Origin of the sequence: Blastococcus sp. TML/M2B (genome assembly GCF_016612865.1) — a bacterium.
GTDB lineage: Bacteria > Actinomycetota > Actinomycetes > Mycobacteriales > Geodermatophilaceae > Blastococcus.
On the sequence record NZ_JAENZZ010000001.1, the window covers coordinates 1,134,498 to 1,155,038 of the forward strand.

A 20,541-nucleotide genomic window follows, 5' to 3' on the forward strand; every position below is an offset into this window, starting at 1 on the left:
CCCCGTCCCGCGAGGGGAGGAGGGCTCGTGCGCGTCCGCGTCACAAGGACGCGGGCTGCCGGATCAGAGACCGGCGGTGAGCTTCGCCAGACCCGACTTGCGGTTGGCGGCCTGGTTCTTGTGGATGACGCCCTTGCTGGCGGCCTTGTCCAGCGCCTTGTTGGCGGTGCTCAGAGCGGTGGCCGCAGCGGCGGCGTCCCCGGACTCGGCAGCCGTGCGGACGCGCCGGACGGCCGTCTTGAGGGCGGACTTGACCGCGACGTTGCGCTGACGCGCCTTCTCGTTGGTCTTGATCCGCTTCATCTGGGACTTGATGTTCGCCACGCGTGAGCCTCGGTGTCTCGACAGGAGGGAGTACTTCTGACAATCGTGCTGAAGTTCTGCGTCCGGGCGCTGTGCGTACGCACGACGATGCGCACACGGACCGGCCTGCCAAGATACCAGCGTCCCGGCGCCCGCCCCAACCCGCGGGTGCGGAGGCGCAGCACACATCGCCGGTGGTGTGCCGCGCCGGCGGGAGGACGTGGGACGATGGCCGCACTGTGACGACTCCCGCTACCACCGACCCGGCCCTCATCCGGAACTTCTGCATCATCGCCCACATCGACCACGGCAAGTCGACGTTGGCCGACCGGATGCTGGAAGTCACCGGGATCGTCGAGGCCCGGCAGATGCGCGCCCAGTACCTCGACCGCATGGACATCGAGCGCGAGCGCGGTATCACCATCAAGGCGCAGAACGTGCGCCTCCCGTGGCAGGTCGAGGGCACCGAGTACGTGCTCGACATGATCGACACCCCGGGGCACGTGGACTTCACCTACGAGGTGTCCCGGTCGCTGGCCGCCTGCGAGGGCGCGGTGCTGCTGGTCGACGCCGCGCAGGGCATCGAGGCGCAGACCCTGGCCAACCTCTACCTGGCCATGGAGAACGACCTCACGATCATCCCGGTCCTGAACAAGATCGACCTGCCGGCCGCCCAGCCGGAGAAGTACGCCGCGGAGATCGCGCACATCATCGGCTGCGAGCCCGACGACGTCCTCCGGGTCAGCGGCAAGACCGGTGAGGGCGTGCCGGCCCTGCTGGACGCGATCGTCGCGCAGATCCCCGCGCCCGTCGGCGAGGCGGCGTCGCCGGCCCGGGCGATGATCTTCGACTCGGTCTACGACATCTACCGCGGCGTCATCACCTACGTCCGCGTCGTCGACGGCCGGATCTCCGCCCGCGACCGGATCAAGATGATGTCCACCGGCGCGACGCACGAGCTGCTCGAGATCGGCGTCATCTCCCCGGAGCCCAAGCCGGTCGACAGCCTCGGCGTCGGCGAGGTCGGCTACTTCATCACCGGCGTGAAGGACGTCCGACAGTCGCGCGTCGGTGACACCGTCACCCACCAGCACAAGCCGGCCGCGGAGCCGATCGGCGGCTACAGCGACCCCAAGCCGATGGTCTACTCCGGCCTGTATCCCATCGACGGCAGCGACTACCCGCTGCTGCGCGAGGCCTTGGACAAGCTGCTGCTCAACGACGCCGCGCTGACCTACGAGCCGGAGACCTCCGCCGCGCTGGGCTTTGGCTTCCGCGTGGGTTTCCTAGGCCTGCTGCACCTGGAGATCGTGCGCGAGCGCCTCGAGCGCGAGGCCGGGATCAGCCTCATCTCGACCGCGCCCAACGTCGTCTACCGCGTGATCATGGAGGACCGCTCCGAGATCACCGTGACCAACCCGAGCGACTGGCCCGAGGGCAAGATCGACAAGGTCTACGAGCCGGTCGTGAACGCCACGATCATCGCGCCGAGTGACTACACCGGCGCGATCATGGAGCTCTGCCAGGGCCGCCGCGGGCAGCTCGGTGGGATGGACTACCTGAGCGAGTCCCGGGTCGAGCTGCGCTACTCGCTGCCGCTCGGCGAGATCATCTTCGACTTCTTCGACGCGCTGAAGTCCAAGACCCGCGGCTACGCGAGCCTGGACTACCAGGAGGCCGGCGAGCAGGAGTCCTCCCTGGTCAAGGTGGACATCCTGCTGCAGGGCGAGGCGGTCGACGCGTTCAGCGCCATCGTGCACAAGGACAAGGCGTACAGCTACGGCGTGATGATGGCCGGCAAGCTGCGCGAGCTCATCCCGCGCCAGCAGTTCGAGGTGCCGATCCAGGCCGCCGTCGGCTCCCGGGTCATCGCCCGCGAGACGGTGCGCGCCATCCGCAAGGACGTCCTCGCCAAGTGCTACGGCGGTGACATCACCCGCAAGCGGAAGCTGCTGGAGAAGCAGAAGGAGGGCAAGAAGCGGATGAAGATGGTCGGCCGCGTCGAGGTCCCCCAGGAGGCCTTCGTGGCCGCGCTCTCCACCAACGAGTCCACCGCCTCCAAGAAGTGAGGCTGCCGGGCCCCGGCCGGGTGGACGCGGTCTGCGTCTCGGGCACGGACCTGCCCGCGGTCGAGGGCCGCAAGCCGCTGCGCACCGGGATCGACAAGCGGCCGGTGACCGGCCGGGTCGCCGTCCACCCGCTGGGGCTGGAGGGCGACGTCCAGGTCAACCGCCGGCACCACGGCGGCGAGGGGCAGGCGGTCTACGCCTACGCGCAGGAGGACGCCGACCACTGGGCCGCCGAGCTGGACCGCGAGCTCCCCGCCGGCCGCTTCGGCGAGAACCTGCGCACCACCGGCCTGGACCTGCGCAACGCCGTCCTCGGCGAGCGGTGGCGGATCGGGACGGCGCTGTTCGAGGTCACCGCCTGGCGCACCCCGTGCGCCAACTTCGCCCGCTTCTGGGACGTGCCGGACCTGGTCAGGCGCTTCGCCGCGCACGGCGCCACCGGCGCCTACCTGCGCGTGCTCGAGACCGGTGAGCTCGGCGCCGGCGACGCCGTCGAGATCGTGTCCCGCCCCGAGCACGGCATCACCGTCGAGACCGGTTTTCGCATCGTCATGACCCAGCAGCACCGGCTGCCCGAGCTGGCGCCGGCGCTCGCCCACCTGCCGTTCAAGGACCAGCCGAAGCTCGCGGGGAAGATCGCCGCGCGCCTCGGGTGACCGATCTGACCGCCCTGCACGCGTCCGGGGGCCCGGCCGCCTGAGAGAGTGGGGGAGAGCCGTTCTCCCGGCTCCCGGACGAGCGGTGCCGTACCCGGTGTGCGACAAGACGGCGCCAGAGGAGTCCTGCGATGTCGTGGCTCGTGCTCGTCGTGTCCGGGTTGTTCGAGGCCGTGTGGGCCACCGCCCTGGGCCGGTCCGAGGGGTTCACCCGGCTGGTGCCGTCGGTCGTGTTCAGCGTGGCGATGGTGTTCAGCATGGTCGGGCTGGCCTACGCCATGCGTGAGCTGCCCGTCGGCACCGCCTACGCGGTCTGGGTGGGCATCGGGGCGTCGGTCACGGTCGTCTACGCGATGGCGACCGGAACCGAGCCGGTGTCGCTGGCCAAGGTGCTACTGATCCTCGGCCTGATCAGCTGCGTCGTCGGCCTCAAGGTCGTGCACTAGGGCAGACCCCGGGGCCGACGACGGCGGTCAGAGGGTGAAGACGATCTTCCCGTTGGTCCGGCCCTCGGCCATCCGGGCGAAGCCTTCCCGGGCCTCGGTGAGCGGGAGCTCGACGTCGATCTGCGGGCGGACGCCGGTGACGGCGCACATCCGGATGAGCGCCTCGAGCTCGTCCTTGGTGCCCATCGTCGACCCGATCACCGACAGCTGGGTGAAGAACACCCGGTTGAGCTCGGCGCCGGGGTCGAAACCGGTGGTCGCGCCGGAGGTGACCAGCACCCCGCCGGGCTTGAGCGACTTGATGCTGTGGCTCCAGGTCGCCTTGCCGACGGTCTCCATGACGCCGTCGACCCGCTCGGGCAGCCGGGCGCCGCTCTCGAACGCCTGCTCGGCGCCGAGCGCCAGGGCCGCGGCGCGCTTCTCCTCGCTGCGGCCGGTCACCCAGATCCGGTAACCGGCGGCGCGGCCGAGCACGATGAGCGCCGTCGCGACGCCGCCGCTGGCGCCCTGCACGAGCACCGTCTGCCCGGGCCGCAGGCCCGAGCGGACGAACAGCATCCGGTAGGCGGTGAGCCACGCGGTGGGCAGGCAGGCCGCCTCGGCGAACGAGAGGTCGGCGGGCTTGGGCAGCAGGTTGCGCTTGGGGACGGCGACCCGCTCGGCCATCGAGCCCTGGTGCACCTCGGAGAGCAGCGAGCGCTTCGGGTCCAGCGTCTCGTCGCCCATCCAGTCGGGGCTGGCGATGACCCCGTGGACGACCACCTCGTTGCCGTCCTCGTCGATCCCGGCGGCGTCGGTGCCCAGGATCATCGGCATCTTCTCCTGCGGCAGGCCGATGCCCTGCAGGCTGAACAGGTCGTGGTGGTTGAGCGACACGGCCTTGACCTGGATCGTCGTCCAGCCGTCGGGGACCACGGGCTCCGGGCGCTCACCGACCTCGAGGACGGAGAGCGGGTCCTTCGGGGCGGGCGTGGAGACGAAGGCAGCGAGCATGACCGGACGCTAACCGAGGTGCGGCGGGGGCAGCGACGCGGGTGGCGCAGCGCACCCCTAGCCTGTGGTCCGGCTCACCCGACCGACGGCAAGGGGTTCCTCCGATGGCGACACGTGCACTCGTTCTCGGTGGCGGCGGCGTCGCCGGCATCGCCTGGGAGCTCGGCCTGCTCAGCGGCTGGGCCGCCGAGGGCGTCGACGTGACCGCGGCCGACCTGGTCGTCGGCACCTCGGCCGGCTCCGTGGTGGGCGCCCAGGTGCGCCTCGACGGCGACCTGCAGGCCCTCTACGCCCGTCAGCTGCTCCCGCCGGTCGGCGAGATGAAGGTCGACTTCGACGGGGTGTCGGCGATGACCGTCTTCGCCGACGCGATGAAGGGCGCGACGGGGGAGCAGGACGCACGGGCCCGCCTCGGCGCGGTGGCCCTCTCGATCGACGCCGTCCCCGAGGCGGAGCGCCGGGCCATCATCGAGGGCCGGATCGGCGACCCCGAGTGGCCCTCCGGCCGGCTGGTGATCACCGCCGTCGACACCGCCGACGGCGAGTTCCTGCCGTTCGACTCGACCTCGGGCGTGCGGCTGCTCGACGCGGTCACCGCCAGCTGCGCGGTCCCCGGCGTCTGGCCGCCGGTCACCGTGGACGGCCGCCGGCTGATGGACGGCGGGATGCGCTCGGTCACCAACGCCGACCTGGCCGCCGGCTGCGAGAAGGTGCTGATCGTGACCCCGACCCGCGGCATGCCCGGTGGCCTGCTCGGGCCCGGCCTCGACCGGGAGATCGAGATCCTGGAGAAGGAGGCCGAGGTGCTCGTGGTCACCGCCGACGAGGCCTCGCTGGCCGCCTTCGGCAGCAACGTGCTGGACCCGGCGACCCGCGAGCCCTCGGCCCGCGCCGGCCGGGCCCAGGCCGCCACCACGATCGAGGCGGCCCGCGCCTTCTGGGGCTAGCCCCGGATGACCACCACGTGCTCCCCGCGGGGCACGAACTCCCCGATCACCGGGGCGCCGGGCACCTCGCCGCCGAGCAGCAGGCCACCGGATGTCTGCGCGTCGGCGAGCAGCAGCGCCTCGTCCTCGGTCACCGCGGACAGGTCGGTGTGCGGGCGGACCCAGTCCAGGTTGCGCCGGGTGCCTCCGGAGACGAAGCCGTCGGCCAGCGCCTGCCGGGCCCCGGCCAGGTAGGGGACGGCGGCGGCGTCCACGACAGCGGTGACGCCGCTGGCGCGGGCCATCTTGTAGAGGTGCCCGAGCAGGCCGAACCCGGTCACGTCGGTGCCCGCCCGGATGCCGGCGGCGACCGCGGCCTGCCCGGCCTCGCGGTTGAGCGCGGTCATCGAGGCGACCGCCTCCTCCGACACCTCGCCGGTGGCCTTCATCCGGCTGTTGAGCACCCCGACGCCCAGCGGCTTGGTGAGGCTGAGCGGGGTGCCGGCGACCGCGCCGGAGTTGGTGATGATCCGGTCGACGTCGACCACGCCGGTGACGGCCATGCCGTACTTCGGCTCCGGGTCGTCGATCGAGTGCCCGCCGCCGACGTGGCAGCCGGCCTCGTGCGCCACCTCGAGGCCGCCGCGCAGCACCTCGGCGGCCAGCTCGGCCGGCAGCACGTCGCGCGGCCAGCCCAGCAGGTTCACCGCGACGACCGGGGTGCCGCCCATGGCGTAGACGTCGGAGAGCGCGTTGGCCGCGGCGATCCGGCCAAAGGTGTACGCGTCGTCCACGACGGGGGTGAAGAAGTCGGTGGTCAGCACCAGGCCCTGGCCGCCGGCGATCCGCACCACAGCGGCGTCGTCCCCGTCGTCCAGGCCGACCACGAGCTCGGCAGCGGGATCCGCGGGGCCGCGGTCGGTGAGCCCGGCGACGACGGACTCAAGCTCGCCGGGCGGGATCTTGCAGGCGCACCCGCCGCCGTGCGCGAACTGGGTGAGCCGGATGGCAGGCGCGATCGTCACGCCACCGACCGTAGTCGCGGACGACCCGCCGGGCCGCCGGTCAGGCCCGCCCACCCGGCAGCAGCACCAGCCGCGGCGGGACCGGCTGCTCCGGCTGGGCGCGTCGGGCCCGGCCGGCGGGGTGCCGCGAGCGCTCGCCGGCCGCCCGCAGCTCCGCCCGCCGTTGCGGGTCGGGCTCCAGCGCGGCGAGGACCTTCTCCAGCGCGCCGCGGCCGGCCTCGGCGAAGGGGCCCTCGGGCCGGGCGGTGAGCGCCACGGCGACGGCGGCCGCCTCCTCAGGGGTGAGGGTCACCGGCGGCAGGAGCGCGGGGGAGCGGGACTCGGTGCGGTTCACGGTCGGGATGCTGGCAGCGACCTCCGACACTTTCCGGGGTCCCGGCCCGTAGGCTGCCCGGCGGAGGCGTCAGGGTGTCTGGTGACCCCCGCGGCCTCTAAAGCCGACGTGGCCGAGCAGCTCGGCCAGGCGGGTTCGATTCCCGTCCGCCTCCGCCACACCTCCTCGCCCGCCTACGCTGCGGAGCGATGTCCGACGACGCGCGCACCGACGACCCGCGGCGCGCGGTGCCGCGCACCGACGCGTTGCTGGCCGACCCGGCGCTCCGCGCCGCCGAGCAGCGGCTGGGCCGGGCGCTGGTGAAGGACGCCGTCGCCCGCGTCCAGCAGCGCATCCGCACCGGTGCGCTGGCGCCCGAGCGGGCGGTGCCCGCCGTCCTCGACGACCTGCCGACCACGGCCGGCAGCCTGCGCCCGGTCCTCAACGCCACCGGGGTGCTCGTGCACACCAACCTCGGGCGGGCGCCGCTCTCCGCGGCCGCGGTCGAGGCGATCGCCGCCGCCGCGGGCACCACCGACGTCGAGCTCGACCTGGCCACCGGGCGGCGCGGCCCGCGCGGGGAGGCGGCCCTGGGCGCCCTGCTGGACGCCGTCCCCGCCGCGGAGGCCGCGCTCGTCGTCGGCAACTGCGCCGCGGCGCTGGCGCTGGTCGCCACCGCGCTCGGGCAGGGCCGCGAGCTGGTCCTCGCGCGTGGCGAGCTGGTCGAGATCGGCGACGGCTTCCGCATCCCCGACCTGCTCCAGTCCACCGGCGCCCGCCTGCGCGAGGTCGGGACGACCAACCGGGTCACCGTCGAGGACTACCGCGCCGCGCTCTCGCCGGACACCGGTGCCGTGCTCAAGGTCCACCCCTCCAACTTCGTCGTCCGCGGCTTCACGCGGTCGGCCGACGTGGGCGAGCTGGCCGCGGCGCTGGCCGGCACCGGGGTGCCGCTCGTCGCCGACGTCGGCTCGGGCCTGCTCCGCGCCCACCCGCTGCTGCCGGACGAGCCCGACCTCCAGTCGACCCTCGCCGCCGGTGCGGACCTCGTGCTGGCCAGCGGGGACAAGCTGCTCGGCGGGCCGCAGGCGGGGCTCGTGCTCGGGCGGGCCGACCTCGTCCAGCGGTTGCGCCGGCACCCGCTCTACCGCGCGCTCCGGGTCGACAAGACCACCCTCGCCGCCCTGGAGGCGACGCTGCGCGGCCCGACGCCGCCGGTCCGGCAGCTGCTGGAGACCGGGGTCGAGGAGCTGCGCACCCGCGCCACCGGCGGTGGCCGGGCGGCTCGCCGCCGCCGGCGTCGACGCACGCGTCGTGGACGCCCCCGGCCGCGTCGGCGGGGGAGGAGCCCCCGAGCACCCGTTGCCCGGCGTCGCGGTCTCGCTGCCCGACGGGTTCGCCGAACCGCTGCGTCGGGCGACCGTGCCGGTGGTCGGCTACGTGGAGGAGGACCGCACGCTGCTCAACCTGCGCAGCCTGCTCCCCGCCGACGACGACGCCCTGGTCGGCGCCGTGCTGGAGGTGGCCCGGCGGTGGACGTGATCGCCACGGCCGGGCACGTCGACCACGGCAAGTCCGCGCTGGTGCGCGCGCTGACCGGGATGGAGCCCGACCGCTGGGCCGAGGAGCGCCGCCGCGGCCTGACCATCGACCTCGGGTTCGCCTGGACCGACCTGCCCTCGGGGCGCACGGTCGCCGTCGTCGACGTGCCGGGGCACGAGCGGTTCATCGGCAACATGCTGGCCGGGATCGGCCCGGTGCCGGCCGCGCTGCTGGTGGTCGCGGCGGACGACGGGTGGTCGGCGCAGACCGAGGAGCACGTCGCCGTGCTGGACGCGCTCGGGGTGCGGCACGCGCTGCTCGCGGTCACGAAGTCCGACCTCGCCGACCCCGCCCCGGTGCTCGCCGACGCCACGGAGCGGCTCGCGGCGACGTCGATGGGCGCGGTGCCCGGGCTCGCGGTCAGCGCCCTCACCGGGTCCGGCCTGCCGGAGCTCTCCGCCGCGCTGGAGCAGTTGCTCGCCGGGCTGCCCGCGCCGGACACCGCGGCGCCGGTGCGGCTCTGGATCGACCGCGCCTTCACCATCAAGGGGGCCGGCACGGTGGTCACCGGCACGCTCGCCGGCGGGACGGTGGCCCCGGAGGACCGGCTGCGGCTGGGGGACCGCGACGTCGTCGTCCGCGGCGTGCAGTCCCTCGGCCGACCGGTCGAGCGGGCACAGGCCACCGCCCGCGTCGCCCTGAACCTGCGCGGGATCGCGGTCGAGGAGATCCGCCGCGGCGACGCGCTGTTGACCCCGGGTGCCTTCCGCAGCACCACCGAGGTCGACGTGACGCTGGTCGGCGCTCCCGAGGGCCGGCTCCCCGGCGAGGCGGTGGTGCACGTCGGCTCCGCGACGGTCGGCGCCCGGGTGCGCCCGCTCGACGGCGCCGTCGTGCGACTGCGCCTGGACGCCGCCCTCCCGCTGCGGATCGGCGACCGGCTGATCCTGCGCGACCCCGGCGCCCGGCGGGTGCTGGGTGCCGACGTGCGGGACGTCGACCCGCCGGAACTGCGCCGACGCGGCGCGGCCCGGGCGCGGGCGGCGGAGCTCGCCGCGCGGCCCGCGGGCGCCGACGGCGCGGCCGCGGAGCTGGCCCGGCGCGGGATCGTCCGCACCGCCGAGTTCACCGCCATGGGCTGGACCCTCCCCGCGGAGGCGGTCGAGCACGGCCCGTGGCTGCTCGCGGCCGAGCTCGCCGGAACGCTGGCCGACCGGGTGCCCGACGTCGTCGCTCGCTACCGCCGGCTGCGCCCGCTGGAGCCGGGCCCGCCGGTGGACGTCGTGCGTCGCGCCCTGGAGCTGCCCGACGTCGAGCTGGTGCGCGCCCTGGTGCGCCCGCCGCTGGCGCTGCGCGACGGCCGGGTCGCCGACGCCGGGGCCGAGCTGCCCCCGGAGGTGCAGCGCGCCGTGGACACCGTCCGCGCCCGGCTGGCCGACGACCCGTTCGCCGCACCCGAGGTGCCCGAGCTGGCCGCCGCGGCGCTGGGTCCGCGCGAGCTGGCCGCGGCGGTGCGCAGCGGGCAGCTGGTCCGGATCGCCGAGGGCGTGTACCTGGCGCCGGGCATCGCCGAGGTCGCGCGCGCCCGGCTGGCCGCGCTGCCGCAGCCGTTCACCCTCAGCCAGGCCCGCCAGGCGTGGGGGACCAGTCGCCGCGTCGCCGTGCCGCTCATGGAGTGGCTCGACGCGCAGGGGATCACCGCGCGGTTGCCGGACAACACCCGCCGGCTGCGCTGACCTCAGCGGTAGGGGTCGGTGATCTCGCGCAGGTCGGTCAGCGCCGCCCGCAGCTGCCGCCACCGTCGCTCGCCCAAGTGCGCCCGCCACCCGGCCTCGACCTCGGCCACGACGGCGGCGGCGACCGGCTGGGCGGCGGTGCCGCGCTCGGCCAGGCGGACCAGGCGGGCGCGGGCGTCGGTCGGGTCCGGGGTGCGCCGCACGTAGCCGGTCCGCTCGAGCTGGTCGACCAGGTGGCTGGCGGTCTGCTTGGTCACCTGCGCCGCCTCGGCGAGCTCGGTCAGCCGGGTGCCGTCGGGTCCGATCCGCTGCATCACCCGCGCCTGGGCGAGGGTGAAGTCGTCGAAGCCGGCCTGCGCCAGCGCGGCGAAGATGCGGTTCTCCATCGCGCGGTAGGGGAGGAACAGCAGCAGGCCGACGTTGAGCTCCTCGGTGTCCGCACCCGACTCGGCCACGGCGCTCCCCGTTCTTGACGATGGTCAGAAGTCCGAACTATCTTGGTTCGATCATCGTACGGGTTCCCGCGGAGTGCGCCATGGACCAGCGACCGATCGACACCCTGCCCACCGACGCCGTGTGGGCCACCATCGACGCCGAGCGGGCGGACCTCGCGGGCCTGCTCGACGACCTGTCACCCGACGAGTGGGCGCACCCGTCGCTCTGCGCCGGCTGGCGGGTGCGCGACGTCGTCGCGCACCTGGCGCTGGCGCAGACCGGTCCCGGGCGCGCGACCCTCGACCTCGTCCGCGCGCGGGGCAGCCTGCCGCGGATGATCCACGACAGCGCGGTCCGGCACGCGGTCGCGCCACCGGAGCAGCTGACGGCGGAGATCCGCGCGATGGTGGGATCCCGGCGCCGGGCGCCGGGGGTCACGCCGATGGAGCCGCTGCTCGACGTCCTGGTGCACGGGCAGGACGTCGCCGTCCCGCTGGGCCGGGAACGGCACATGCCGGTCGCCGCGGCCGTTCCGGCTGCGACGCGGGTGTGGACCATGCCCTGGCCGATGTCCACGACGTTCCCCCGGGTGCGGGGCGTGCGGTTGGTCGCCACCGACGCCGACTGGTCGGCCGGCGAGGGCGACATCGTCGAGGCCCCGATCGAGGCGCTGCTCCTGGTGCTCACCGGACGCACCGCCGCCGTGCGGGACCGGCTCGCCGGCCCGGGGGTGGCGCGGCTGCGCTAGCTGCCCTGCTCGGCCGCCGGCACCCAGCGGGCCGGGCGCTTCTCGCGGAACGACGCGATCCCCTCCTGGCCCTCCTCGCCGGCGAAGAACCGCGCGGACAGCGTCAGCAGCTCGCCGAACTCCAGCTCGGGCTGCCGGGCCCGCAGCATCCGCTTGGTCTCGGCCAGGGCGACGGGGGCGCCGGCGGCGAGCGCGGTCAGCTGCCCGGCGACGACGGCGTCGAGCTCGTCGGGTTCGGCGACCAGGTCGACCAGCCCGCCCGCGGCGGCGGCCGCGGCGTCGAAGACCTCGCCGGTGAGCATCAACCGGTGCGCCACGTGCGGCGTCATCCGCGGCAGCACGACGGCCGAGATGACCGCCGGCACGAGCCCGAGGCGGACCTCGGAGAAGGCGAAGCTCGCCGAGGAGGCGGCGACGACGACGTCGCAGGCGGCGACCAGGCCGACCCCACCGGCGCGCGCCGGACCGCGCACGACCGCGACGACCGGCTTGGGGGAGGACCAGATCAGCCGGAGCAGCTCGGGGAACTCGTTGACGCCCTGCTCCTGCGACGAGCCGCCGGCGGCCTCGGCGAGGTCCATGCCGGAGCAGAAGACCCGGCCGGTGTGGTCCAGCACGACGACGCGGACGGCGTCGTCGGCGAGCGCGTCGGTGAGCGCCTGGCGCAGCTGCCCGCGCAGCGCCCGGGACAGCGCGTTGCGGTTCTCCGGGGAGTCGAGGGTGAGCGTCGCGACGCCGGCGGACACGGACACCTGGATCACTCGGTCGTGGGTCACAGCCGCATCCTGCCGCGCCGCCGCCCCGGCGCGGCACACTGGGAGCAGATGAACACCGTCCTGCCCCTCGTCGAGCGCGCCGTGCCCCCGCTCGAGCTGCCGGAGTCCGCCCGCGACGGCCTGGCGAGCACGCCGTTCGGCCTCTACGTGCACGTGCCGTTCTGCGCCACGCGCTGCGGCTACTGCGACTTCAACACCTACACCTCCGACGAGCTCGGCCCCGGCGCCAACCGGGCGGAGTACGCGGGGACGGCGATCGACGAGCTGCGCCGGGCCGCCCGCGTCCTGGGCCCGGACCTGCCGACGGTCTCCACCGTCTTCGTCGGCGGCGGCACCCCCACGCTGCTGCCCGCCACCGACCTGACCGCCGTCCTGGCCGAGGTGCGCCGCCTGTTCCCGGTGGCCGACGACGTCGAGATCACCACCGAGGCCAACCCCGAGACCGTGGACCGCGGCTACCTGGCGCAGCTGCGCGAGGGCGGGTTCACCCGGGTCAGCCTCGGCATGCAGTCCGCCGCCGAGCACGTCCTCGCCGTCCTCGACCGGCGGCACACCCCCGGCCGGGCGGTGCAGGCCGCGCACGACGCCCGCGCCGCGGGGTTCGAGCACGTCAACCTCGACCTCATCTACGGCACCCCCGGCGAGACCGACGCCGACTGGGCGACCTCGCTGGACGCCGTCCTCGCCGCGCCGGTCGACCACGTCAGCGCCTACGCGCTGATCGTCGAGGAGGGCACCCGGCTGGCCCGGCGGATCAGCCGCGGCGAGCTCCCGATGCCCGATGACGACGTCCTCGCCGACCGCTACGAGCTGGCCGACGCGACCCTGCGCCGCGCCGGCTTCGACTGGTACGAGGTGTCCAACTGGGCCACCTCGGAGGCCGCCCGCTGCCGGCACAACGAGCTGTACTGGGCCAACGCCAACTGGTGGGGCGTCGGCCCCGGCGCGCACAGCCACGTCGGCGGGCTGCGCTGGTGGAACGTCAAGCACCCGGCCGCGTACGCCGACCGGCTGGCGAGCGGCGAGAGCCCGCACGCCGATGCCGAGCTGCTCGACGACGACGACCGCGCCCTGGAGACCGTGATGCTCGGCCTGCGGCTGCGCGAGGGCCTGCCGCTGACCCTGTTGAGCGAGCTGGGCCGGCGCCGGGCGGCCGACGCCGTCACCCGCGGGTTGCTGGACCCGGACGCGCACGCGGCGGGCCGCGCGGTGCTCACCGATCCCGGCCGGCTGCTGGCCGACGCGCTGGTCCGCGACCTCACCGACTGACCCCGCGCGGAAATCCGGCGCACGGTCGGCGTTCCTGCACTATGGTGTCCGTTTTCCAGGTGACTCCGCCGGCAACGGCGCCGCGGGTGAGGAGGTGGTCGGTGTGCACGCGCTCGCGTCCGCTGCCGCCCCGAGCTCCCCGCCGGGCGTTCCCACCACCGGCGCCGCGCCCGCGCTGACCGGCGGCATGCTGCTGGCCCTGGCGCTGAACCGCCGGGCCCGAGGGCTGCGCGGGCTGGACGTGCTCCGCCGCAGCCAGGACAGGGCCCCGCCGCAGCTCGCCTGACCCGCTCCCGCGAGTCGCCGCCGCACCCCTGTCCTGACGCGCACCCACCGGGTGACCGCGTCTTTCTGCGTACCCCTGAGGAATTCTGATGACCAGCACGCTCGACACCCGCGACCTGTCCGCCGACGACGCCCGCTGGGGCGCCTTCCGCACCCTGCTCGAGGACCAGCGCGGTGACTGCGTCCGCCAGCGCGAGGCCGCGCTGGAGGAGTGCGCCCAGTCGGTTCCCGACCCGGTCGCGCTGCGCCGCAGCGCCTCCCTGCAGGAGACCATCACCGCCATCGACGAGGCGCTCGCCCGGATCACCGACGGCACCTACGGCTCCTGCGTCCACTGCGGCGCCGGCATCCCCGAGGAGCGGCTCGAGCTGCGCCCCTACGCCGGGGCCTGCGTCGCCTGCACCGACCGGCGCTGACCCGGCGGTGGAGGAGGGAGCGCGACCATGTCGGTCCACCCCCGGTCCGTCGCCGTCGTTGGGCGCCGGGATGGTCGGCCTGGCCACCGCCTGGTTCCTGCAGGAGAGCGGCGCGGAGGTCACCGTCTACGAGCAGGACGTCGTGGCGGCCGGCGCCTCGTGGGGCAACGCCGGCTGGCTCACCCCGAGCCTGACCGCGCCGCTGCCGGAACCCGCGGTGCTCCGCTACGGCCTGCGCGCCGTGCTGAGCCCGCGGTCTCCGGTCTACGTGCCGCCGCGAGCCGACGCCCGGCTGCTGCGGTTCCTCGCCCGGTTCGCCCGGAACAGCACGCCCGGCCGGTGGCGCCGGGGCATGACCGCCTACGTGCCGCTCAACGAGCGGGCGCTGGAGGCCTTCGACGCCCTCGCCGCCGGCGGGGTGGAGGCGGTCACCCACCGCGCCTCGCCCTTCCTGGCGCTCTACCGCACCGAGCGGGAGCGCTCCGGCCTGCTCGCCGAGCTGCAGGCCATCCGGGACAGCGGCCAGTCCGAGGTCGTCTTCGGGCAGCTGACCGGCGAGCAGGCGCGCGCCCTCGAGCCGGTGCTCACCGACCGGGTCGGGGCCGGCGTGCAGCTCTACGGCCAGCGGTACCTGCACCCACCGGAGTTCGTCGGCGCGCTCGCGGCCTCGGTGCGGGCTCGCGGGGGAGAGGTCCTCGAGGGCTCGGGCGTCCGCAGCGTCCGGGAGACCCCGCAGGGCGTCGTCCTCGACCTGGGGGACCGGGAGCGCCGGCACGACGCCGTCATCGTCGCGACCGGAGCCTGGTCGGAGCGGCTGACCCGGCGGTTCGGCGTGCGCGAGCCGGTGCAGGCCGGCCGCGGTTACAGCTTCAGCGTGCCGGTCGAGCGGATGCCCGGCGGCCCGCTGTACTTCCCGCAGCAACGGGTGGCGGTCACGCCGCTGGGCGACCGGCTGCGGGTCGCCGGGATGATGGAGTTCCGCCGTCCCGACGCGCCGCTGGACGCCCGCCGGATCGACGCCGTCGTGGACGCCGTCCGGCCGTTCCTCGCCGGGGTCGACCTCGACGACCGGCAGGACGAGTGGGTCGGCTCCCGGCCGGTCACCGGTGACGGGCTGCCGCTGATCGGGCGCACGTCGTCCGAGCGGGTGTTCGTCGCCGGCGGGCACGGGATGTGGGGGATCGCGCTCGGCCCGGTCACCGGCATGCTCCTCGCCGAGGCCGTGCTCAAGGGCGAGACGCCGGAGGTGCTCCGGCCGTTCGACCCGCTGCGCTGAGGATGCGCCGACCCCTGCGACCGGTGCCGGTGCTCCGGCTGGCCTCGGTCGGGTACCGCTTCCGGGAGAGCCTGTTCCTCCTCCCGGCGCTGATCGTCGTCGGTGGCGTGCTGCTCGCCGAGGGCACCCGTGCCCTCGACCGCGCCACCGGCGACGGCGGTGATCCGCCGTTCACGCTGCACATGAGCAACAACACGGCCACCTGGCTGCTGAGCACGGTGGCCGGCGCGATGATCACCACCGCCGGCGTGGTGTTCTCGCTGACGGTGGTGAGCCTGCAGCTGGCGAGCAGCCAGTTCTCGCCGCGCGTCATGCGGTCGTTCATCCGGGACCGCCTGGCGCAGGTGGTGATCGGGTCGCTGGTCGCGACCTTCGTCTACAGCGTGCTCACCCTGCGCGTGGTGAGCGGGCCCGAGGAGGAGACGGCCGCACCGGTGCCGGTCACCGTGGCCGTCGTCCTGACCGTCGTCACGGTGCTGCTCATCGTGGCCTACCTCGACCACCTGGCTCACGGGATGCAGGTCGGCGAGGTGGTGCGGCGGATCACCGGCGAGGCCGAGGCGGTGCTGGCGGCCGTCGCGCGCCGGACTGCCGCCGAACGCCCGGAGGAGGACGCCGTGCCGGCAGCCGAGCCCGGGCTGACGGTGTTCGCCGCCGCGGACGGCTGGGTGACCCAGGCGCCGGTCGACCGGCTGCTCCGGGCGTTGCCCGTCGGCGCGACCATCCGGCTGGAGACGCGGGTCGGTGCCTACATCCACGAGGGCGAGCCGCTGGCGCACGTCTGGCCGCGTCCGGAGCGGCCGGAGCGGGTCGAGGCCCGGGTGCAGGCGAGCGTCCTCGTCGGCGACGTCCGCACGATGCAGGACGACGTCGACTTCGCGTTGCGGCAGCTGGTCGACATCGGGCTGCGGGCGCTCAGCCCGGCGGTCAACGACCCGACGACAGCGGTCGAGGTGATCCTGCGGATCGGCAGCCTGCTGCGCCGGCTGCTGCCCGCCGAGCTGCCGCAGCCGGTGGTGGCGGGCCCGGACGGGCGGCGCCTGGTCCGCCCGTGGGAGCTGAGCGCGGCGGAGTACGTCACCCACGGCTTCGAGCAGCTCCGCCAGGCCGCGGCTCCCCAGCACCAGGTGGTCGCCGCGCTGGCCCGCGTGCTGCGGATGCTGGTGCTGCACCTGGAGGAGGCGGGCCGGACCGACGCGCTGCCCGAGCTGCGGCGCCAGCTGCGCCTGCTCCTGGACATGGTGGAGCGGGAGCCCGAGCTGCACGTCGAGGACGTCGCCCACCTCCGGGCCGTGGCGGAGGACCCGGTCGACCCGGCCGACCACACCGGCCGGGCGGACGTGGTCCCGCCGGCCTGAGCGGCTCAGCCGCGGCGCGACCCGGGGACGGGCGGCTGGGCCGGGATGGCCTCGGTGGACGGGCCGGTCGCCTGCACCGGGCTGAGGGCGTCCAGGTCCAGCACCCGGACGTGGATGACGTTGCGCTGCTGGAGCGCAGCGCGCAGCGCCCGGTGCAGGCCGTCCTCCAGGTACAGCTCGCCGTGCCACTGGACGGCGTGCGGAAACAGGTCGCCGTAGAAGGTGGAGTCGTCGGCCAGGAGCGTGTCCAGGGCCAGCTGCCGCTTCGTCGTCGTCAGCGTGTCCATGCGCACCTGGCGGGGCGGGATCATCGCCCAGTCACGGGCGGACAACCCGTGCTCGGGGTAGGGGCGCCCGTCTCGAACCGCCTTGAAGATCAGGGGGACCGTCTCCGCTCTCTGTCCGCCGGGCGCCGACCGCTCCACACCTATCGGCCGGGGGTGCCGGGCGTCGCGCCCTCGGCCTGCCCGGGCGGACCGCGAGCCACGCGACGACGGCGCCCGGCGGTCGTATGCTGGCTTGGCACTCCCACCGTGCGAGTGCCAGCAGGAACCGGCCCCGGGTAGCAGCCCGCGGTTCCCGCGCGCGGTGGGCCGACCGGTACGGGGAGGTGTCTCGTGGCGCACGACGAACGCCGCCTGGAGGTCCTCCGGGCGATCGTCCAGGACTACGTCTCGACCAACGACCCGGTGGGCAGCAAGGCGCTGGCCGACCGGCACGACCTGGGCGTCTCCCCGGCGACGATCCGCAACGACATGGCGGTGCTGGAGGAGCAGGGCTACATCACCCAGCCGCACACCAGCGCCGGCCGGGTGCCCACCGACAAGGGCTACCGGCTCTTCGTCGACCGGCTCTCGGCGGTCAAGCCGCTGTCGGTGGCCGAGCGGCGGGCCATCGAGCGGTTCCTCGACGGCGCCGTCGACCTGCCACGACGTGCTGGGTCGCACCGTCCGGCTGCTCGCGCAGCTCACCCGCCAGGTCGCCGTCGTCCAGTACCCGACGCTGTCCCGCAGCGCGGTGCGCCACCTCGAGGTGGTGCAGGTCGGTGCCGCCCGGCTCATGCTGGTGCTCATCACCGACACCGGCCGCGTCGAGCAGCGGGTCGTCGACGTCCCGGTCGACACCGACGCCGGCGCGGTCGCCGAACTGCGCACGCTGCTCAACTCCGCGTTCAGCGGCGTCAAGCTCACCGAGGCCGGGGACAAGGTGCCCGACCTGCTGGAGACCGCGCCGCAGCACCTGCGCGGCCTGGTCGCCACGGTCAGCTCCACGCTGCTGGAGACACTCGTCGAGCCCAGCGAGGACAGGCTGGTCATCGGCGGGACGGCGAACCTGGCCCGGGGCAGTGCCCTGGACTTCCAGGGCACCGTCAGCCCGCTGCTGGAGGCGCTCGAGGAGCAGGTCGTCGTGCTCCGCCTGATCAGCGAGGTCGACGCCGGCACCGTGCTGGTGCGCATCGGCGAGGAGAACGCCCATGAGGCGCTGACCGGCGCCTCGCTGGTCACCGTCGGCTACGGCTCCCCGGACCGGGCGCTGGGCGGCCTGGGCATCGTCGGCCCGACCCGCATGGACTACCCCACGAACATGGCCGCGGTTCGCGCCGTGGCCCGCTACGTCGGCCAGATCCTGGCCGAGAGCTGAGGACGACACACTCGATGGCAACCGACTACTTCGGCGTCCTGGGCCTGGCCCGCGAGGCCAGCGACTCCGACATCAAGCGCGCCTACCGGCGGCTGGCGCGGGACCTGCACCCCGACGTCAACCCGGACCCGGAGGCCAAGGAGCGCTTCCAGGAGGTCACCCGCGCCTACGAGGCGCTCACCGACCCGGAGAAGCGCCGGATCGTCGACCTCGGCGGCGACCCGTTCGAGACCGGCGGCGGCGAGGGCAACGGGTTCGGCGGCGCCGGCTTCGGTGGCGGCCTGGGCGACATCATGGACGCCTTCTTCGGCGGGGCCACCACCCGCGGCCCGCGCGGCCGCACCCGGGCCGGCCGGGACGCGCTCATCCCCGTCGAGCTCGAGCTGGACGAGGCGGTGTTCGGCACCGTCAAGGAGCTCACCGTCGACACCGCCGTCCTCTGCGACGTCTGCGCCGGCGCGGGCACCGCCCCCGGCACGCACGTCACCACCTGCACGACCTGCTCCGGCCGCGGCGAGGTGCAGAGCGTGCAGCGCAGCTTCCTCGGCCAGGTGATGACCAGCCGCCCCTGCCCGACCTGCTCGGGCACCGGCCAGGTCATCCCCGAGCCGTGCGCGAAGTGCGCCGGCGACGGCCGCGTGCGGGCCCGCCGCACCATCTCGGTGAAGGTGCCCGCCGGCGTCGAGGACGGCATGCGCATCCGGCTGACCGGCCAGGGCGAGGTCGGCCCCGGCGGCGGCCCGGCCGGCGACCTCTACGTCGAGGTGCACGAGCGGCCGCACGACGTCTTCACCCGGGACGGCGAGGACCTGCACTGCCGCGTCACCCTGCCCATGACCTCCGCCGCGCTGGGCACCACGCTCAACCTCAAGACGCTCGACGGCGAGGAGGAGCTGGCGATCGCGCCGGGCACGCAGTCCGGCAGCGTCCTCACGCTGCGGGCGCACGGAGCTCCGCGGCTGCGGGCCACCGGCCGCGGCAATCTGGTGGTGCACGTCGACGTCGTCACGCCCACCAAGCTCGACGGCGAGCAGGAGCGGCTGATGCGCGAGCTGGCGGCACTGCGCGGCGAGGACCAGCCCGAGTCCAACCGCGAGGCCCAGGGCGGGCTGTTCTCGCGCGTGCGCGACGCCTTCCACGGGCGCTGAGTCCCATGAGCACCGACGGCCCGGAGCTCGACGGCGCCCCGCTGTTCCTCCTCGACGAGCTGCCCGGCACCGCCGAGGTGCTCGTCGACGGCGCCGAGGGCCGGCACGCCGTCGACGTGCTGCGGCTGGAGCCGGGGGAGCGGGTGCGCGTCGGCGACGGCCGGGGTGCGGTGGCCGAGGGTGAGGTCGTCGCCGCCTCCGCGCAGGGGCTGCGGGTGGCGGTCACCGCCCGCTTCGAGGTGCCCGCGCCGCAGCCGGAGTTCGTGCTGGTGCAGGCCCTGCCGAAGGGCGACCGCGGGCCGCTGGCCGTGGACCTCGCCACCGAGCTCGGTGTCGACCGGATCGTGCCGTGGACGGCGGCGCGTTGCGTCACCCGCTGGCGCGACGACCGCGTGGCCAAGGGCGTCGCCAAGTGGCGGGCGGCGGCGCGGGCGGCCAGCAAGCAGTCCCGACGGCCGCGGGTGCCCGAGGTGACCGAGCCGATGTCGACCCGAGAGGTGTGCGGGCTGCTCGGCGACGTCGAGCTCGCGGTGGTGCTGCACGAGCAGGCCCGCCGTCCCCTCGCCGAGCTGACCGTGCCCTCGACCGGCACCGTGGCCGTCGTCGTCGGGCCGGAGGGCGGGATCACCGACGGCGAGGTCGTCGCCTTCCGCGCGGCGGGCGCCGAGCCGGTGCGCCTGGGCCCCGAGGTGCTCCGCACCTCCACCGCCGGCGCCGCCGCCCTCGCCGCGCTGTCCGCCCGCACCCGCTGGGCATGACCGCCACCCGCGCTGGGATCAGGTGACCTGATCGTCGAGCGTCCTCCCTCGTGGTGTGCGGTGAGGGAGGACGCTCGGCGGTGAGGGAGGACGCCGCCCGGTCAGGTGACGGGTGGCCTTCCGGCTCGCTGCCGGCGGGGGTCACCGCGACGATCGACCGGTGACGGAGACCGGGCGGCGGCGATGGTCCGGAACCGCCCTCGCCGGGCTCGCCTACGCCGTCGCGGCCCGGCGATTGTGCGGGTACCGCGGTCTCCGGCTGCTGGACAGCCCGGAACGTGCACACGACGCAGGCGACGGCGTCAGCAGCAGCGGGTGACCGGGTTCCGCTCCAGCGCGTCGGAGCGCAGCCGCTCGAAGGCGCGCCGGCTCATCGGCTACGTGCCCGTGCGCGGCGCAGTGCTCGAGGTAGCGGTCCCAGC

Annotated in this window: 21 protein-coding genes, 1 tRNA gene, 1 pseudogene and 1 riboswitch; of the genes and pseudogenes, 15 read left to right on the top strand and 8 right to left on the bottom strand. The window is 74.9% G+C overall.

Annotation, left to right across the window (positions count from 1 at the left end):
- Nucleotides 1–63: 63 nt before the first annotated feature.
- Nucleotides 64–324 carry a 30S ribosomal protein S20 gene (gene rpsT / locus JKP75_RS05520; RefSeq protein ID WP_200492218.1) on the bottom strand — a complete coding sequence of 87 codons (261 nt, stop codon included), beginning with the start codon at nt 322–324 and terminating at the stop codon, nt 64–66.
- A gap of 218 nt (nt 325–542) precedes the next feature.
- Between rpsT and lepA the strand changes: the two genes are divergently transcribed.
- From lepA to JKP75_RS05535, 3 genes are all read left to right on the top strand, one after another.
- Nucleotides 543–2,372 carry a translation elongation factor 4 gene (gene lepA / locus JKP75_RS05525; RefSeq protein WP_200492832.1) on the top strand — a complete coding sequence of 610 codons (1,830 nt, stop codon included), beginning with the start codon at nt 543–545 and terminating at the stop codon, nt 2,370–2,372.
- Nucleotides 2,369–3,028, top strand: a complete 660-nt coding sequence (locus tag JKP75_RS05530) for an MOSC domain-containing protein (protein WP_309229542.1) — start codon at nt 2,369–2,371, stop codon at nt 3,026–3,028. Before lepA ends, JKP75_RS05530 begins: the two co-directional genes overlap by 4 nt.
- A 53-nt stretch (nt 3,029–3,081) precedes the next feature.
- Nucleotides 3,082–3,147: riboswitch (guanidine-III (ykkC-III) riboswitch) on the top strand.
- A 12-nt stretch (nt 3,148–3,159) separates the two neighbouring features.
- Nucleotides 3,160–3,474, top strand: coding sequence for a multidrug efflux SMR transporter (locus JKP75_RS05535; protein ID WP_200492217.1), 315 nt, complete (start codon nt 3,160–3,162; stop codon nt 3,472–3,474).
- Nucleotides 3,475–3,501: 27 nt separating this feature from the next.
- Here JKP75_RS05535 and JKP75_RS05540 read toward each other — a convergent pair whose 3' ends face one another.
- The gene (locus JKP75_RS05540) at nt 3,502–4,467 is read right to left on the bottom strand and encodes a zinc-binding dehydrogenase (RefSeq protein ID WP_200492216.1); all 966 of its coding nucleotides are present in this window, start codon (nt 4,465–4,467) and stop codon (nt 3,502–3,504) included.
- Nucleotides 4,468–4,571: 104 nt separating this feature from the next.
- Between JKP75_RS05540 and JKP75_RS05545 the strand changes: the two genes are divergently transcribed.
- The gene (locus tag JKP75_RS05545) at nt 4,572–5,414 is read left to right on the top strand and encodes a patatin-like phospholipase family protein (RefSeq protein ID WP_200492215.1); all 843 of its coding nucleotides are present in this window, start codon (nt 4,572–4,574) and stop codon (nt 5,412–5,414) included.
- Here the strand turns inward: JKP75_RS05545 and selD are convergent.
- Together selD and JKP75_RS23680 are read right to left on the bottom strand one after the other, a co-directional pair.
- Nucleotides 5,411–6,418 (bottom strand): selenide, water dikinase SelD, encoded by a 1,008-nt coding sequence (selD, locus tag JKP75_RS05550; RefSeq protein ID WP_200492214.1) that lies wholly within the window; start codon nt 6,416–6,418, stop codon nt 5,411–5,413. The genes JKP75_RS05545 and selD overlap by 4 nt on opposite strands.
- 40 nt (nt 6,419–6,458) lie before the next feature.
- On the bottom strand, nt 6,459–6,752 hold the full coding sequence (locus tag JKP75_RS23680) for a hypothetical protein (RefSeq protein WP_200492213.1): 294 nt from the start codon (nt 6,750–6,752) through the stop codon (nt 6,459–6,461).
- A 62-nt stretch (nt 6,753–6,814) separates the two neighbouring features.
- Between JKP75_RS23680 and JKP75_RS05560 the strand changes: the two genes are divergently transcribed.
- Both JKP75_RS05560 and selA read left to right on the top strand, forming a co-directional pair.
- Nucleotides 6,815–6,910 (top strand) — tRNA-OTHER (locus JKP75_RS05560).
- A 30-nt stretch (nt 6,911–6,940) separates the two neighbouring features.
- Nucleotides 6,941–10,009, top strand: coding sequence for an L-seryl-tRNA(Sec) selenium transferase (gene selA / locus JKP75_RS20625; protein ID WP_242472792.1), 3,069 nt, complete (start codon nt 6,941–6,943; stop codon nt 10,007–10,009).
- A gap of 2 nt (nt 10,010–10,011) precedes the next feature.
- Here the strand turns inward: selA and JKP75_RS05575 are convergent, their stop codons facing one another.
- A complete protein-coding gene (locus JKP75_RS05575) occupies nt 10,012–10,464 on the bottom strand; it encodes a MarR family transcriptional regulator (protein WP_200492211.1) in 453 nt (150 codons plus the stop codon).
- Nucleotides 10,465–10,544: 80 nt separating this feature from the next.
- Between JKP75_RS05575 and JKP75_RS05580 the strand changes: the two genes are divergently transcribed.
- On the top strand, nt 10,545–11,192 hold the full coding sequence (locus tag JKP75_RS05580; RefSeq protein WP_200492210.1) for a maleylpyruvate isomerase family mycothiol-dependent enzyme: 648 nt from the start codon (nt 10,545–10,547) through the stop codon (nt 11,190–11,192).
- Here the strand turns inward: JKP75_RS05580 and JKP75_RS05585 are convergent.
- Complete coding sequence (locus JKP75_RS05585) at nt 11,189–11,968, bottom strand: enoyl-CoA hydratase-related protein (protein ID WP_200492209.1); 780 nt, start codon at nt 11,966–11,968, stop codon at nt 11,189–11,191. The two genes, JKP75_RS05580 and JKP75_RS05585, sit on opposite strands and share 4 nt — an antisense overlap.
- Here JKP75_RS05585 and hemW point away from each other — a divergent pair.
- The 5 genes from hemW to JKP75_RS05610 all read left to right on the top strand — a co-directional run bounded on the left by hemW (nt 11,960) and on the right by JKP75_RS05610 (nt 16,572).
- A complete protein-coding gene (hemW, locus tag JKP75_RS05590; RefSeq protein ID WP_309229543.1) occupies nt 11,960–13,237 on the top strand; it encodes a radical SAM family heme chaperone HemW in 1,278 nt (425 codons plus the stop codon). The two genes, JKP75_RS05585 and hemW, sit on opposite strands and share 9 nt — an antisense overlap.
- A 103-nt stretch (nt 13,238–13,340) precedes the next feature.
- A complete protein-coding gene (locus JKP75_RS05595; RefSeq protein WP_200492208.1) occupies nt 13,341–13,523 on the top strand; it encodes a hypothetical protein in 183 nt (60 codons plus the stop codon).
- Nucleotides 13,524–13,611: 88 nt separating this feature from the next.
- Entirely contained in the window at nt 13,612–13,938 is a 327-nt protein-coding gene (locus JKP75_RS05600; protein ID WP_200492207.1) for a TraR/DksA C4-type zinc finger protein, read from the top strand.
- A gap of 70 nt (nt 13,939–14,008) precedes the next feature.
- Complete coding sequence (locus JKP75_RS05605) at nt 14,009–15,214, top strand: FAD-binding oxidoreductase (protein WP_200492834.1); 1,206 nt, start codon at nt 14,009–14,011, stop codon at nt 15,212–15,214.
- Between the two features lie 2 nt (nt 15,215–15,216).
- Nucleotides 15,217–16,572: a DUF2254 domain-containing protein gene (locus tag JKP75_RS05610; protein WP_200492206.1), complete on the top strand. Its 1,356-nt coding sequence runs from the start codon at nt 15,217–15,219 to the stop codon at nt 16,570–16,572.
- An 89-nt stretch (nt 16,573–16,661) separates the two neighbouring features.
- Here JKP75_RS05610 and JKP75_RS05615 read toward each other — a convergent pair.
- Nucleotides 16,662–16,952 (bottom strand): annotated as a pseudogene (locus tag JKP75_RS05615) (type II toxin-antitoxin system VapB family antitoxin); the annotation flags it as partial.
- A gap of 553 nt (nt 16,953–17,505) precedes the next feature.
- Between JKP75_RS05615 and JKP75_RS05620 the strand changes: the two are divergent.
- The 3 genes from JKP75_RS05620 to JKP75_RS05630 are packed head-to-tail and all read left to right on the top strand — an operon-like array spanning nt 17,506 to nt 20,119.
- Nucleotides 17,506–18,213 (top strand): HrcA family transcriptional regulator, encoded by a 708-nt coding sequence (locus JKP75_RS05620; RefSeq protein ID WP_309229545.1) that lies wholly within the window; start codon nt 17,506–17,508, stop codon nt 18,211–18,213.
- A gap of 14 nt (nt 18,214–18,227) precedes the next feature.
- Entirely contained in the window at nt 18,228–19,361 is a 1,134-nt protein-coding gene (dnaJ, locus tag JKP75_RS05625) for a molecular chaperone DnaJ (RefSeq protein WP_200492204.1), read from the top strand.
- A 5-nt stretch (nt 19,362–19,366) separates the two neighbouring features.
- Nucleotides 19,367–20,119: a 16S rRNA (uracil(1498)-N(3))-methyltransferase gene (locus JKP75_RS05630; RefSeq protein WP_200492203.1), complete on the top strand. Its 753-nt coding sequence runs from the start codon at nt 19,367–19,369 to the stop codon at nt 20,117–20,119.
- A 302-nt stretch (nt 20,120–20,421) separates the two neighbouring features.
- Here JKP75_RS05630 and JKP75_RS24370 read toward each other — a convergent pair whose 3' ends face one another.
- Nucleotides 20,422–20,493 (bottom strand): hypothetical protein, encoded by a 72-nt coding sequence (locus JKP75_RS24370; protein ID WP_375539233.1) that lies wholly within the window; start codon nt 20,491–20,493, stop codon nt 20,422–20,424.
- Nucleotides 20,494–20,541: the final 48 nt, after the last annotated feature.